Origin of the sequence: Streptococcus mitis (assembly GCF_003942695.1) — a bacterium.
GTDB classification, from domain to species: Bacteria; Bacillota; Bacilli; order Lactobacillales; family Streptococcaceae; genus Streptococcus; species Streptococcus mitis_BD.
In genome coordinates, this window is the sequence record NZ_RJNU01000017.1 from 1 (window position 1) to 14,023 (window position 14,023).

The following is a 14,023-nucleotide window of genomic DNA, read 5'->3' on the forward strand; positions in this document are numbered from 1 at the left end:
GGGGATCTAGCGAAAGTGTTGCTAGAAAAATATCAAAAGAATTAATGGAGTTATTTGATATTTGAGAAATGGACTAATATTATCTCCCACAAGAAATTATTTCCCTATTTCTAAAATTAGAAACCTCACCTGAAGAATATCTTGTCTAGTGGGAAATAACTCAAATCACACATATGTGTTTTGAGTTATTAGGGTAAAATACGAATATTTAGATATGTTCTGAATTATTTTAGAGCAAAAACTTAAAAACACATCATTAAAAGAGGAGTTTTATGAAAAAAGAATATGGAATTACAAGTTTAACTGTACGCAATTTAGAAAACAACGAATTTTTCCAACTTCTATCTGAGAGTAAGGATGAGTTGGGGGCTTTTACAAAAGCCAATAAGTCTGAGCAGGTTTATGCAACGAAGCTTGAGGATATGGAGAAACTTCTTGAGACCTTGCAAGCTGGTTTGCACCGTTCCAAATCTAGTCAAGCGGTGGCTAGTCTGGAAGCGTCTGACCGTGAGCGTGATGATGCGCTTTCCACCTTGACTAGTTTAGTCAAGGCCTTCTCTCGTGTGAAAGAGGCAAGTAGCAAGGAAGCTTACGATAAACTCAGCAAACTTTTCAAAAATTATGCTGGGCTAACGAGTATGAGCTACGAAAAAGAGACAGAAGTTATTAACCATTTGCTCAAGGAGCTAAAAGATACTGACTACCAAACTGCCCTTGCAACCCTGCATTTGACAACTCATGTAGAAATCTTGACAAAGGCGCAGGCTCAGTTTGAAAAAGCCTATAAGGAGCGCTTGGCTGAGCAAAAAGGCAAGGCACCTAGTCAAAACAAGGAAGTCCGTGCGAAACTACAAGAAATCTATGACTTCCTTGTGGATTTTACTGCAATCAACGCCTATGCTTATCCAGATAAAAAGCAGTATGCCGATTTCCGTGACCATCTCAACGCTATCCGTAGTCGCTATAAAAAATTAACACTAAAGAAAAGCAAGCAAGAAGCAGATAACTAATATCTGATAAAACGAGAAGGTATTGATATGAGAACAGAAACAGAAATGCTCGATGTGATTTTACAGACTGCCCAAACTTTACAAGTCGAGGCTGTCGCCATGTCTGGTTCACGGACAAATCCAAAAGCTCCAAAAGATGAGTTTCAAGATTATGATGTTGTTTATGTCGTGGACGACTTAGATAATCTGACGAGTAATCTTACTTGGTTGGACCAGTTTGGAACACGTATCATTGAGCAGCATAATATCCTAGGCAACCGTCGACTTTATCTGATGCTTTTTGAAGATGACAATCGCATTGATTTGACTTTATGTCCTAAAGAGTATATCAAGGAGTGGGTAGAAAGCGAAGCGGATTTCACGGTGCTAGAGGACCCTAAGGGCTTATTTGCGCCTTATTCTCCAAATCCTCAGCGTTACTGGACAAGTCCAGCTACTGAAACGGATTTTGAAAAATCCTGTAATGAATTTTGGTGGGTTTCAGCCTATGTGGTTAAAGGGATTTGTCGCAATCAGCTCATCTACGCGACCGACCATCTTTATGGTATTTGTCAACAAGAACTCTTGAAGGTCTTGGCTTGGCAGGTCGCAAGTGATGGGGGAAAGGTAGATATCGGCAAGAACTACAAGTATCTTTTCCAGTATTTACCTACAGAGAAAGAGAAACAATTCTCAGCTCTGCTTGATTTTTCAAGTGTAGAGAAACTTACTCAGTCATTGTTTGCTACGACGCAACTTTTCCACAGAGAAGCTCAAATCCTTGCTCAAAAGATGGGCTTTGCCTACGATAAGGAAGTGGCTGAGAAGATGATGAGATATGCTGAGGAGAAACTTCCTAATCGCTAAATAATTAAGCAACGTATTTTAAACTACAGAAAGGGTCGTTTTGGTTACTTATCGTAACTGAACACGGGACTAATCCTTTCTACATCCTTTTATCATTACACATACTCTACATTCTTTGAAAGGAGTTGAACACGCCCTAAATACTGTGAAAAAAAGATAAATTCTCTTGCGAGCATCGCTCATTTTAAGAATTTCCTATTTTCACTTTGTATTTTATGGGCTCTGTATCCTATATGTCTAACATTCAAAACATGTCCCTTGAGGACATCATGGGAGAGCGCTTTGGTCGCTACTCCAAGTACATTATTCAAGACCGGGCTTTGCCAGACATTCGTGATGGATTGAAGCCGGTTCAGCGACGTATTCTTTATTCTATGAATAAAGATGGCAATACCTTTGACAAGAGCTACCGTAAGTCTGCCAAGTCTGTCGGGAACATCATGGGGAATTTTCACCCACACGGTGACAGTTCCATCTATGATGCCATGGTCCGTATGTCTCAGGACTGGAAAAATCGTGAGATTTTGGTTGAAATGCACGGTAACAACGGTTCTATGGACGGAGATCCGCCTGCGGCGATGCGTTATACCGAGGCGCGTTTGTCTGAGATTGCTGGTTATCTTCTTCAAGATATCGAGAAAAAGACAGTTCCTTTTGCCTGGAACTTTGACGATACGGAGAAAGAGCCGACGGTTTTGCCAGCAGCCTTTCCAAACCTCTTGGTCAATGGTTCGACTGGTATTTCGGCTGGTTATGCCACAGATATTCCTCCGCATAATTTGGCTGAAGTCATTGATGCGACTGTTTACATGATTGACCACCCAACAGCCAAGGTGGACAAACTCATGGAATTCTTGCCTGGACCAGACTTCCCTACAGGAGCTATCATCCAGGGGCGTGACGAGATCCAAAAGGCTTATGAAACTGGGAAAGGGCGCGTAGTTGTTCGTTCTAAAACAGAGATTGAAAAGCTAAAAGGTGGTAAGGAACAAATCGTTATCACTGAGATTCCTTATGAAATCAATAAGGCCAATCTGGTCAAGAAAATCGATGATGTTCGTGTCAATAACAAGGTGGCAGGGATCGCTGAGGTTCGTGATGAGTCTGACCGTGACGGTCTTCGTATCGCTATTGAACTTAAGAAAGATGCCAATACGGAGCTGGTTCTTAACTATCTCTTCAAATATACTGACCTGCAAATCAATTACAATTTTAACATGGTGGCGATTGACAATTTCACACCTCGTCAGGTCGGGATTGTGCCAATCTTGTCTAGCTATATCGCCCACCGTCGTGAAGTGATTTTGGCGCGTTCCCGCTTTGACAAGGAAAAGGCTGAGAAACGTCTCCACATCGTCGAAGGTTTGATTCGCGTGATTTCGATTTTGGACGAAGTCATCGCCCTTATCCGTGCTTCTGAGAATAAGGCTGACGCTAAGGAAAACCTCAAGGTAAGCTATGATTTTACAGAGGAGCAGGCAGAGGCTATCGTTACCTTGCAACTTTACCGTTTGACCAATACCGACGTCGTTGTCTTGCAGGAAGAAGAAGCAGAGCTTCGTGAGAAGATTGCCATGCTTGCGGCGATTATCGGTGATGAGCGGACCATGTACAATCTCATGAAGAAGGAGCTTCGTGAGGTTAAGAAGAAATTTGCGACTCCACGTTTGAGTGCATTAGAAGATACAGCAAAAGTCATCGAGATTGATACAGCTAGTCTGATCGCTGAGGAAGATACCTATGTCAGTGTGACCAAGGCTGGCTATATCAAACGTACCAGCCCACGTTCCTTTGCAGCATCTACGCTGGAAGAAATTGGCAAGCGTGATGATGATCGTTTGATCTTTGTTCAATCTGCCAAGACAACCCAGCATCTCTTGATGTTCACAACTCTTGGAAATGTCATTTATCGACCAATCCATGAGTTAGCAGATATTCGCTGGAAGGATATCGGAGAGCACTTGAGCCAGACCATTACAAACTTTGAAACTAACGAAGAAATCCTTTATGTAGAAGTCGTGGATCAGTTTGAAGATGCGACAACCTACTTTGCTGCAACTCGTCTTGGTCAAATCAAACGCGTAGAACGTAAAGAATTTTCTCCATGGAGAACTTATAAGTCTAAATCTGTCAAGTATGCTAAGCTCAAAGACGAGACAGACCAGATTGTAGCAGTAGCTCCAATTAAACTAGATGATGTTCTCTTGATTAGCCAAAACGGTTACGCCCTTCGTTTCAATATCGAAGAGGTTCCGATTGTCGGAGCAAAGGCTGCAGGTGTCAAGGCTATGAACCTGAAAGCAGATGATTTGCTTCAGGCCGCCTTTATCTGTAACACCTCATCCTTCTACCTCTTGACCCAACGCGGTAGCTTAAAACGTGTTTCCATTGAGGAAATTCCAGCGACCAGCCGTGCCAAACGAGGTCTGCAAGTCTTGCGTGAGTTGAAAAACAAACCGCACCGTGTCTTTTTAGCAGGAGCGGTTGCAGATCAAGGACTTGTAGGTGATCTCTTTAGTACAGAAGTGGAAGAGAACGACCAAACACTGCTTGTTCAATCTAACAAGGGAACAATCTATGAAAGCCGATTGCAAGATTTGAACTTGTCAGAACGCACTAGCAACGGAAGCTTTATCTCAGATACCATTTCAGATGAAGAAGTTTTCGATGCTTACCTCAAAGAAGTCTTTAAAGAGGACAAAACAAATTCATAAAAAGAATCAGTCCAGAGGGCTGATTCTTTTATGTTGAAAAAATTTTCAGAAAATTACAAATAATACTTGAAATTTTACTAGAAAAGTGTAGAATAGAACACATAGTTTGAATAGTATAAAGGAGAAACACATGACAGTTGCAATTGATTGGGAAAACCTTGGATTTTCTTATATGAAATTACCTTACCGTTATATCGCTCACTACAAAAATGGTCAATGGAATCAAGGAGAATTGACAGAGGATGCGACCTTGCATATTTCAGAGTCTTCTCCAAGTCTTCACTATGGACAGCAAGCATTTGAAGGTTTGAAGGCCTATCGTACGAAGGATGGTAGTATTCAACTTTTCCGTCCTGATGAAAATGCCAAGCGTCTGCAACGTACCTGTGACCGTCTCTTGATGCCACAAGTTCCGACAGAAATGTTTGTAGAAGCTTGTAAAGCAGTTGTGCGTGCAAATGAAGAATACGTCCCACCATATGGAACAGGTGGAACACTTTATCTTCGTCCACTTTTGATTGGTGTTGGAGATATCATCGGGGTTAAACCAGCAGAAGAGTACATCTTCACCATTTTTGCTATGCCGGTTGGTAACTATTTTAAAGGTGGTTTAGTCCCAACTAACTTCTTGATTCAGGATGAATACGACCGTGCAGCTCCAAATGGTACGGGTGCGGCCAAGGTAGGTGGGAACTACGCTGCTAGTCTCCTCCCAGGTAAAATGGCCAAGTCACGCCAATTTTCAGATGTTATCTACCTAGACCCATCTACGCATACAAAGATTGAGGAAGTCGGATCAGCCAACTTCTTTGGAATCACGGCAGACAATGAATTTGTTACACCATTGAGTCCATCCATCTTGCCATCTATTACCAAGTACTCTTTGCTTTACTTAGCAGAGCACCGCTTGGGCTTGACACCGATTGAAGGCGATGTCCCAATCGATAATTTGGATCGTTTTGTAGAGGCAGGAGCTTGTGGTACAGCAGCAGTTATTTCTCCAATTGGGGGGATTCAACATGGCGATGATTTCCATGTTTTCTATAGTGAAACGGAAGTAGGTCCTGTCACACGTAAACTCTACGATGAATTGACTGGTATCCAATTTGGTGATGTGGAAGCACCAGAGGGATGGATTGTCAAAGTGGACTAAAAGACACGAAGTAAAGAAGAACTCCATAGCAGTTGTAATGGCTGAAATGGAGTTTTTTCTTGCTAGTTTGAGTATTTTCTTGTACAATAGAAAAAGTGAAAAGAGGTACAGTATGAGTAAAAAAGATAAGAAAATTGAAATTCAATTAGCAGATGCAAAAGTGACTGTTGGAAAAGACAGCTATGAAGGATACGTTTTGACGATCGGGAAAAAGGTCATTGGAGAAATTGCCGAATTAGATAACCAATTTGCCATCATAAAGAATGGAAATGTCGATAGTTTTTATAAAAAACTTGAAAAAGCTGTGGAAATTTTGATTGAAAACTATAATTTGACAAAATAATACTTGTTTTATTGAAAATTTCATGATATAATAGTTCTCGTTAAACATTGGAGAGATAGCGAAGAGGCTAAACGCGGCGGACTGTAAATCCGCTCCTTCGGGTTCGGGGGTTCGAATCCCTCTCTCTCCATTCATAATGGGGTATAGCCAAGCGGTAAGGCAAGGGACTTTGACTCCCTCATGCGTTGGTTCGAATCCAGCTACCCCAGTTCTTAGGTAATAAATTCAAGATAAAAAGAAAAATATCTTAGGGTATTTTATTTTTATAAGTGAAAGACGTGAACGATATGAACATGTCTTTGCGGGTGCTTAGGAAAAAAATTATAAGTATGTCAAGTTTAGAAAAACTTGATTGTTGGAGGATTTTTTAGATGAACGAATTTGAAGATTTGCTAAATAGCGTTAGCCAAGTTGAGCCTGGTGATGTTGTTAGTGCTGAAGTATTGACAGTTGATGCGACTCAAGCTAACGTTGCAATCTCTGGGACTGGTGTTGAAGGTGTCTTGACTCTTCGCGAATTGACAAACGATCGCGATGCAGATATCAATGACTTTGTGAAAGTAGGAGAAGTATTGGATGTTCTTGTACTTCGTCAAGTAGTTGGTAAAGATACTGATACAGTTACATACCTTGTATCTAAAAAACGCCTTGAAGCTCGCAAAGCATGGGACAAACTTGTAGGACGCGAAGAAGAAGTTGTTACTGTTAAAGGAACTCGTGCCGTTAAAGGTGGACTTTCAGTAGAATTTGAAGGTGTTCGTGGATTCATCCCAGCTTCAATGTTGGATACTCGTTTCGTACGTAACACTGAGCGTTTCGTAGGTCAAGAATTTGATGCTAAAATCAAAGAAGTTGATCCTAAAGAAAACCGCTTCATCCTTTCACGTCGTGAAGTTGTTGAAGCAGCTACTGCAGCAGCTCGTGCTGAAGTATTCAGTAAATTAGCTGTTGGTGATGTAGTAACTGGTAAAGTTGCTCGTATCACTAGCTTCGGTGCTTTCATCGATCTCGGTGGTGTCGACGGATTGGTTCACTTGACTGAATTGTCACACGAACGTAACGTATCACCTAAATCAGTTGTAACTGTTGGTGAAGAAATCGAAGTTAAAGTCCTTGATCTTAATGAAGAAGAAGGACGCGTATCCCTTTCACTTAAAGCAACAACACCTGGACCATGGGATGGCGTTGAGCAAAAATTGGCTAAAGGTGATGTAGTAGAAGGAACAGTTAAACGTTTGACTGACTTCGGTGCATTTGTTGAAGTATTGCCAGGTATCGATGGACTTGTTCACGTATCACAAATTTCACACAAACGTATCGAAAATCCAAAAGAAGCTCTTACTGTTGGTCAAGAAGTTACTGTTAAAGTCCTTGATGTTAACGCTGACGCAGAACGTGTATCCCTTTCTATCAAAGCTCTTGAAGAACGTCCAGCTCAAGAAGAAGGACAAAAAGAAGAAAAACGTGCTGCTCGTCCACGTCGTCCAAAACGTCAAGAAAAACGTGATTTCGAACTTCCAGAAACACAAACAGGATTCTCAATGGCTGACTTGTTCGGTGATATCGAACTTTAATCAAATTGATAATCGCAAAATCCTTTGTTTAAAACAAGGGATTTTTCTTTTGTCTCTTTCCCATTTTTGATATAATAGTTCTATGTTAGATTCAGAAAAACAATCACAATATCAATTGTTAAATGAGGAACTCTCTTATTTACTTGAAGGTGAGAGCAATGTTCTTGCCAATCTTTCGAATGCTAGTGCCCTCCTAAAATCTCGCTTTCCAAATACTGTATTTGCAGGGTTTTATCTGTTTGATGGTAGCGAGTTGGTTTTAGGGCCTTTTCAGGGGGGTGTTTCTTGTATTCGCATTCCGCTTGGGAAAGGCGTGTGTGGAGAAGCTGCTGAGTTTCAAGAGACTGTTTTAGTTGGCGATGTGAGCACCTATCCAAACTACATTTCTTGTGATAGTATGGCCAAGAGTGAAATCGTAGTTCCCATGCTCAAGAATGGTCGATTGCTGGGTGTCTTAGACCTGGATTCTTCACTTATTGATGATTACAATGCCATTGACCGTGATTACTTGGAACAATTTGTCGCTATTTTGCTTGAGAAGACAGAATGGGACTTTACGATGTTTGAGGAGAAAGCCTAATGTATCAAGCACTTTATCGAAAATATAGAAGCCAAACTTTTTCACAACTAGTAGGTCAAGAAGTTGTGGCTAAAACCCTAAAACAAGCGGTCGAGCAGGAAAAGATTAGTCATGCTTATCTTTTCTCAGGTCCTCGTGGAACTGGGAAAACCAGTGTAGCTAAGATTTTTGCCAAGGCCATGAACTGTCCCAATCAAGTGGACGGTGAACCATGCAATAACTGTTATATCTGTCAGGCAGTGACAGAAGGTAGCCTAGAAGATGTTATTGAAATGGATGCGGCTTCAAATAATGGAGTTGATGAAATCCGTGAAATTCGTGATAAATCTACCTATGCTCCTAGTCTTGCCCGTTATAAGGTTTATATCATAGACGAGGTTCACATGCTGTCTACGGGAGCCTTTAATGCGCTTTTGAAGACTCTAGAAGAACCAACTCAAAATGTTGTCTTTATCTTAGCGACCACCGAATTGCACAAGATTCCAGCAACTATTTTATCGCGTGTTCAACGTTTTGAGTTTAAATCGATTCGAACGCAAGATATCAAGGAGCATATTTATCATATTCTAGAAAAAGAAAAAATCAGTTCTGAACCAGAGGCTGTGGAAATTATCGCTAGACGTGCTGAAGGTGGGATGAGGGATGCCTTGTCTATTTTGGATCAAGCCTTGAGTTTGACGCAAGGGAATGAGCTCACGACTGCCATCTCTGAGGAGATTACAGGCACTATTAGTTTATCAGCTTTAGATGATTATGTAGCTGCCTTGTCCCAACAGGATGTTCCAAAAGCGCTTGATTCTTTGAATCTTTTGTTTGAAAATGGCAAGAGTATGACTCGTTTTGTGACGGATCTCTTGCAGTATTTGCGTGATCTACTGGTTGTTCAGACAGGTGGCGAAAATACTCATCATAGTCCAGTTTTTATGGACAATCTAGCTCTTTCCCAAGAAAGTCTCTTTGAAATGATTCGTCTAGCGACAGTAAGCTTGGCAGATATGAAGGCTAGCTTGCAACCCAAGATTTATGCTGAGATGATGACCATTCGTTTAGCTGAGATTAAGCCTGAACCAGTGCTTTCAGAAGCTGTTGAAAGTGAAATTTCTGCACTGAGACAGGAAGTCGCCCGTCTCAAACAAGAACTTGCCAATGTGGGCACAGCTCCTAAACAAGTTGCGCCAGTTCCTAGTCGTCCAGCCACTTCCAAGACAGTCTATCGAGTAGATCGTAATAAAGTTCATTCTATCCTGCAAGAAGCTGTCGAAAATCCTGATTTGGCACGTCAAAACCTGATTCGCCTCCAAAATGCATGGGGAGAAGTGATCGAAAGCTTAGCTGGTCCAGATAAGGCTCTGCTTGTTGGTTCTCAACCAGTTGCAGCTAATGAACACCATGCTATTTTAGCCTTTGAGTCTAATTTCAATGCTGGGCAAACCATGAAAAGGGACAACCTCAATACCATGTTTGGCAATATTCTTAGCCAAGCTGCTGGATTTTCACCTGAAATTCTGGCTATTTCCCTAGAGGAATGGAAAGAGGTTCGAGCAGCATTTTCAGCTAAAAACAAGTCTTCTCAAGCCGAGCAAGAGGTTGAAGAAGAGAGCCTGATTCCAGAAGGATTTGAATTTCTGGCTGATAAAGTCATGGTCGAAGAAGACTAAAAGTGGATTTCATGGTACAATAATCCTATGACTAGACAACAATTTATCGTGATAGCACTATTTACTGCTGCTGAGACTTATTTTTTCAATGAAGCTTGGATGACTGGGCGCTATTTTATGGCAGCCTTTTGGGCCATTCTACTTTTTCGAAATTTTAGGTTAAGTTATGTAATGGGAAAAATAGTAGATGCCATTGATCAGCACCTAAACCGCAAGGATTAGTCACTAGCTTCTAAACAAAATCAAAGCCTTTTAGGCTTTTTTTTGTTATACTAGTAGAGTATATTTATGGACCTTTTCTTGTATTTTTTGAGAAATGTAAGTGATTTCTTTAAGGATAAAGGAAGTAGGCCAGAAAAAGAAAGGAACTATCATGTCAGTATTAGAGATCAAAGATCTTCACGTTGAGATTGAAGGAAAAGAAATTTTGAAAGGAGTCAACCTGACTCTAAAAACAGGAGAAATCGCAGCTATCATGGGACCAAATGGTACTGGTAAATCGACTCTTTCAGCCGCTATCATGGGGAACCCTAACTATGAAGTTACCAAAGGTGAAGTCTTGTTTGACGGTGTAAATATCCTTGAATTGGAAGTAGACGAGCGTGCGCGTATGGGACTTTTCCTTGCTATGCAATACCCATCTGAAATCCCTGGAATTACCAACGCTGAATTTCTTCGTGCAGCTATGAATGCTGGTAAAGAAGACGATGAAAAGATTTCAGTTCGTGAGTTTATCACTAAACTAGACGAGAAAATGGAATTGCTCAACATGAAAGAAGAAATGGCAGAGCGTTACCTCAACGAAGGATTCTCTGGTGGTGAGAAAAAACGTAATGAAATTCTTCAACTCTTGATGTTGGAACCAACTTTTGCCCTTTTGGATGAGATTGACTCAGGTCTTGACATTGATGCCCTTAAAGTTGTCTCTAAAGGTGTCAATGCCATGCGTGGTGAAGGCTTCGGTGCCATGATCATCACTCACTACCAACGTCTCTTGAACTACATCACACCAGACGTGGTACATGTGATGATGGAAGGTCGTGTTGTCCTTTCTGGTGGCCCAGAATTGGCTGCCCGTTTGGAACGTGAAGGATACGCTAAACTAGCTGAAGAACTTGGCTATGACTACAAGGAAGAATTGTAATTCCCTCGTATCTTTTAGGAGAAGTAAATGACTAAAGAAACTATTAAACTTTTTTCAGAAATGCACGCTGAACCAAGCTGGTTGTCCGACCTCCGCCAAAAAGCTTTTGATAAGATTGAGAGTTTGGAATTACCAGTCATTGAGCGTGTGAAATTTCACCGTTGGAATCTGGGTGATGGAACGATTACAGAAAGTGAACCATCAGCAAATGTTCCAGATTTTACAGCTCTAGACAATCACTTGAAATTGGTTCAAGTAGGAACCCAAACTGTTTTTGAACAAATTCCAGTTGAGTTAGCTGAACAGGGTGTTGTTTTCACAGACTTCCACTCAGCTTTAGAAGAAATTCCAGAACTCGTAGAAGAATTCTTCATGTCGTCCGTTAAATACGATGATGACAAGTTGGCAGCTTACCATACAGCATATTTTAATAGTGGTGCTGTTCTCTATATTCCTGATAATGTTGAGATTACAGAGCCAATCGAAGGAATTTTCTACCAAGACAGCGATAGCGATGTACCGTTTAACAAGCATATTCTGATTATTGCTGGTAAGAACAGTAAAATCAGTTACCTTGAACGTTTGGAATCTCGTGGTGAAGGTAGTGCCAAAGCAACTGCCAATATTACAGTCGAAGTCATCGCTCGTTCTGGTGCTCAAGTGAAATTTGCAGCTATCGACCGCCTAGGCGAAAATGTGACTGCCTACATTAGCCGTCGTGGTAAACTAGGCAACGATGCAAGCATTGACTGGGCAATCGGTGTTATGAATGAAGGAAACGTCGTTGCTGACTTTGATAGTGACTTGTTTGGAAGTGGTAGCCATGCAGACCTTAAAGTGGTAGCTCTTTCAAGTGGCCGTCAGGTGCAAGGGATTGATACGCGTGTAACCAACTATGGTTGCAACTCTATCGGAAATATCCTGCAACATGGGGTTATTCTTGAAAAAGCAACTTTAACTTTCAACGGTATTGGCCACATCATCAAGGGTGCTAAGGGAGCAGATGCGCAACAAGAAAGCCGAGTTCTTATGCTTTCAGACCAAGCACGTTCAGATGCCAACCCAATTCTTTTGATTGATGAAAATGATGTTACTGCAGGTCACGCGGCTTCTATCGGTCAGGTGGATCCAGAAGACATGTACTACCTTATGAGCCGTGGCTTGGACAAAGCAACAGCAGAACGCTTGGTTGTACGTGGTTTCCTTGGTTCCGTAATCGTTGAGATTCCAGTCAAGGAAGTTCGTGATGAAATGATTGCAACTGTCGAAGAAAAATTGTCAAAACGCTAAGGGGAAACCGATGTTAGATGTAGAAGCAATTCGTAAGGATTTTCCGATTTTAGACCAGATTGTCAACGATGAACCTCTGGTCTATCTGGACAATGCTGCGACGACACAAAAACCACTAGCAGTTCTTGAAACTATTAACCGCTACTATGAGAAGGACAATGCCAATGTTCATCGTGGTGTCCATACCTTGGCAGAACGAGCGACAGCTTCCTATGAGGGAGCTCGTGAAACCATTCGTAAGTTTATCAATGCAGGATCTACAAAGGAAGTACTCTTTACCAGAGGTACGACAACCAGTCTTAACTGGGTAGCACGTTATGCTGAAGAAATCTTGACTGAGGGAGACCAGGTCTTGATTTCCGTCATGGAACACCATTCCAACATCATTCCTTGGCAGGAGGTCTGTCGCAAAACTGGAGCGGAGCTTGTTTATGTCTATCTAAGGGATGGAGCCTTGGACATGGATGATTTGCGGGCCAAATTGACAGACAAGGTTAAGTTCGTCTCGCTGGCTCATGCTTCAAATGTTCTTGGAGCGGTCAATCCTATCAAAGAAATCACTCAAATGGCTCATCAAGTTGGAGCTATCATGGTGGTGGATGGTGCTCAATCTACGCCTCATATGAATATTGATGTGCAGCACTTGGATGTGGACTTCTTTGCCTTTTCAGGTCACAAGATGGCTGGTCCAACTGGTATCGGTGTTCTTTATGGTAAAGAAAAGTATCTGGAACAAATGTCACCAGTAGAATTTGGCGGTGAAATGATTGATTTCGTCTATGAGCAGTCTGCTAGTTGGAAGGAATTGCCTTGGAAATTCGAGGCTGGAACTCCTAACATGGCTGGTGCAATCGGGCTTGCTGCTGCAGTGGATTATCTTGAAAAGATTGGTATGGATGCCATTGAAGCTCATGAACAGGAATTGATAGCCTACGTCTATCCAAAACTGCAGGCAATTGAAGGCTTGACTATTTATGGTTCTCAGGACTTGTCTAAACGTTCAGGTGTCATTGCCTTTAACTTAGGGGATCTTCATCCTCACGATCTTGCGACGGCTCTGGATTATGAAGGAGTAGCAGTTCGTGCGGGACATCACTGTGCCCAACCCTTGCTTCAGTATCTGGAAGTTCCAGCAACAGCTCGTGCAAGTTTTTATATCTATAATACCAAGGATGATTGCGACAAGTTGGTCGATGCCCTACAAAAGACAAAGGAGTTTTTCAATGGCACTTTCTAAACTAGATAGCCTTTATATGGCAGTGGTAGCGGACCATTCGAAAAATCCACATCACCAAGGGAAGTTAGAAGACGCTGAACAAATCAGTCTCAATAATCCAACCTGTGGTGATGTTATCAACCTATCTGTCAAGTTTGATGCAGAAAATCGTTTGGAAGATATTGCTTTTCTAAATTCAGGATGTACCATCTCAACTGCCTCTGCTAGTATGATGACAGATGCCGTTTTAGGAAAAACCAAACAAGAAATTTTAGAACTTGCGACTATTTTTTCTGAAATGGTTCAAGGACAAAAAGATGACAGACAAGATAGTCTTGGAGACGCTGCTTTCTTGTCAGGTGTTGCCAAATTCCCTCAACGAATCAAGTGTGCAACCCTAGCTTGGAACGCTCTTAAGAAGACAATTGAGAATCAAGATAACGAGTAAGATAAGTTACTTTTGTCTTATAAATCATTAGAAATGAAGAATGAAAG

General features: G+C 41.5%; 13 protein-coding genes and 2 tRNA genes. All 15 read left to right on the forward strand.

Annotated elements, in window-relative coordinates:
- Nucleotides 1-272 precede the first annotated feature (272 nt).
- The 15 genes from D8852_RS10065 (at nt 273) to sufU (ending at nt 13,976) form a co-directional block, all read left to right on the forward strand.
- Nucleotides 273-1,010: a DUF6261 family protein gene (locus tag D8852_RS10065; RefSeq protein ID WP_185755613.1), complete on the forward strand. Its 738-nt coding sequence runs from the start codon at nt 273-275 to the stop codon at nt 1,008-1,010.
- Between the two features lie 27 nt (nt 1,011-1,037).
- A complete protein-coding gene (locus D8852_RS09555) occupies nt 1,038-1,856 on the forward strand; it encodes an aminoglycoside 6-adenylyltransferase (protein ID WP_125425654.1) in 819 nt (272 codons plus the stop codon).
- 233 nt (nt 1,857-2,089) lie between these two features.
- Nucleotides 2,090-4,570, forward strand: coding sequence for a DNA topoisomerase IV subunit A (gene parC, locus D8852_RS09560; RefSeq protein WP_125425656.1), 2,481 nt, complete (start codon nt 2,090-2,092; stop codon nt 4,568-4,570).
- 115 nt (nt 4,571-4,685) lie between these two features.
- Complete coding sequence (locus D8852_RS09565; protein ID WP_312023001.1) at nt 4,686-5,723, forward strand: branched-chain amino acid aminotransferase; 1,038 nt, start codon at nt 4,686-4,688, stop codon at nt 5,721-5,723.
- Between the two features lie 112 nt (nt 5,724-5,835).
- Nucleotides 5,836-6,066, forward strand: a complete 231-nt coding sequence (locus tag D8852_RS09570) for a DUF2969 domain-containing protein (protein WP_125425660.1) — start codon at nt 5,836-5,838, stop codon at nt 6,064-6,066.
- A 49-nt stretch (nt 6,067-6,115) separates the two neighbouring features.
- Nucleotides 6,116-6,196 (forward strand) — tRNA-Tyr (locus D8852_RS09575).
- 7 nt (nt 6,197-6,203) lie between these two features.
- Nucleotides 6,204-6,275, forward strand: a tRNA-Gln gene (locus D8852_RS09580).
- A 162-nt stretch (nt 6,276-6,437) separates the two neighbouring features.
- The gene (gene rpsA, locus D8852_RS09585; RefSeq protein WP_001001620.1) at nt 6,438-7,640 is read left to right on the forward strand and encodes a 30S ribosomal protein S1; all 1,203 of its coding nucleotides are present in this window, start codon (nt 6,438-6,440) and stop codon (nt 7,638-7,640) included.
- 82 nt (nt 7,641-7,722) lie between these two features.
- On the forward strand, nt 7,723-8,220 hold the full coding sequence (locus tag D8852_RS09590; protein WP_000887141.1) for a GAF domain-containing protein: 498 nt from the start codon (nt 7,723-7,725) through the stop codon (nt 8,218-8,220).
- Nucleotides 8,220-9,878 (forward strand): DNA polymerase III subunit gamma/tau, encoded by a 1,659-nt coding sequence (gene dnaX / locus D8852_RS09595; protein ID WP_125425662.1) that lies wholly within the window; start codon nt 8,220-8,222, stop codon nt 9,876-9,878. Before D8852_RS09590 ends, dnaX begins: the two co-directional genes overlap by 1 nt.
- A 27-nt stretch (nt 9,879-9,905) precedes the next feature.
- Nucleotides 9,906-10,100 (forward strand): DUF3272 family protein, encoded by a 195-nt coding sequence (locus D8852_RS09600; protein WP_000198269.1) that lies wholly within the window; start codon nt 9,906-9,908, stop codon nt 10,098-10,100.
- A 151-nt stretch (nt 10,101-10,251) separates the two neighbouring features.
- The gene (gene sufC, locus D8852_RS09605; RefSeq protein WP_000114489.1) at nt 10,252-11,022 is read left to right on the forward strand and encodes a Fe-S cluster assembly ATPase SufC; all 771 of its coding nucleotides are present in this window, start codon (nt 10,252-10,254) and stop codon (nt 11,020-11,022) included.
- A gap of 27 nt (nt 11,023-11,049) precedes the next feature.
- On the forward strand, nt 11,050-12,312 hold the full coding sequence (sufD, locus tag D8852_RS09610) for a Fe-S cluster assembly protein SufD (protein ID WP_125425664.1): 1,263 nt from the start codon (nt 11,050-11,052) through the stop codon (nt 12,310-12,312).
- Nucleotides 12,313-12,322: 10 nt separating this feature from the next.
- Nucleotides 12,323-13,549 carry a cysteine desulfurase gene (locus tag D8852_RS09615; RefSeq protein WP_125425666.1) on the forward strand — a complete coding sequence of 409 codons (1,227 nt, stop codon included), beginning with the start codon at nt 12,323-12,325 and terminating at the stop codon, nt 13,547-13,549.
- Entirely contained in the window at nt 13,536-13,976 is a 441-nt protein-coding gene (gene sufU / locus D8852_RS09620; protein WP_125425668.1) for a Fe-S cluster assembly sulfur transfer protein SufU, read from the forward strand. Before D8852_RS09615 ends, sufU begins: the two co-directional genes overlap by 14 nt.
- Nucleotides 13,977-14,023 lie beyond the last annotated feature (47 nt).

Bases quoted from the DNA above. Each gene is read 5' to 3' on its own strand.
- D8852_RS09615 (WP_125425666.1), top strand. From the start codon at position 12,323: ATGTTAGATGTAGAAGCAATTCGTAAGGATTTTCCGATTTTAGACCAG.
- D8852_RS10065 (WP_185755613.1), top strand. From the start codon at position 273: ATGAAAAAAGAATATGGAATTACAAGTTTAACTGTACGCAATTTAGAA.
- sufC (WP_000114489.1), top strand. From the start codon at position 10,252: ATGTCAGTATTAGAGATCAAAGATCTTCACGTTGAGATTGAAGGAAAA.
- D8852_RS09570 (WP_125425660.1), top strand. From the start codon at position 5,836: ATGAGTAAAAAAGATAAGAAAATTGAAATTCAATTAGCAGATGCAAAA.
- rpsA (WP_001001620.1), top strand. From the start codon at position 6,438: ATGAACGAATTTGAAGATTTGCTAAATAGCGTTAGCCAAGTTGAGCCT.
- sufD (WP_125425664.1), top strand. From the start codon at position 11,050: ATGACTAAAGAAACTATTAAACTTTTTTCAGAAATGCACGCTGAACCA.
- D8852_RS09555 (WP_125425654.1), top strand. From the start codon at position 1,038: ATGAGAACAGAAACAGAAATGCTCGATGTGATTTTACAGACTGCCCAA.
- parC (WP_125425656.1), top strand. From the start codon at position 2,090: ATGTCTAACATTCAAAACATGTCCCTTGAGGACATCATGGGAGAGCGC.
- D8852_RS09590 (WP_000887141.1), top strand. From the start codon at position 7,723: ATGTTAGATTCAGAAAAACAATCACAATATCAATTGTTAAATGAGGAA.
- sufU (WP_125425668.1), top strand. From the start codon at position 13,536: ATGGCACTTTCTAAACTAGATAGCCTTTATATGGCAGTGGTAGCGGAC.
- D8852_RS09600 (WP_000198269.1), top strand. From the start codon at position 9,906: ATGACTAGACAACAATTTATCGTGATAGCACTATTTACTGCTGCTGAG.
- dnaX (WP_125425662.1), top strand. From the start codon at position 8,220: ATGTATCAAGCACTTTATCGAAAATATAGAAGCCAAACTTTTTCACAA.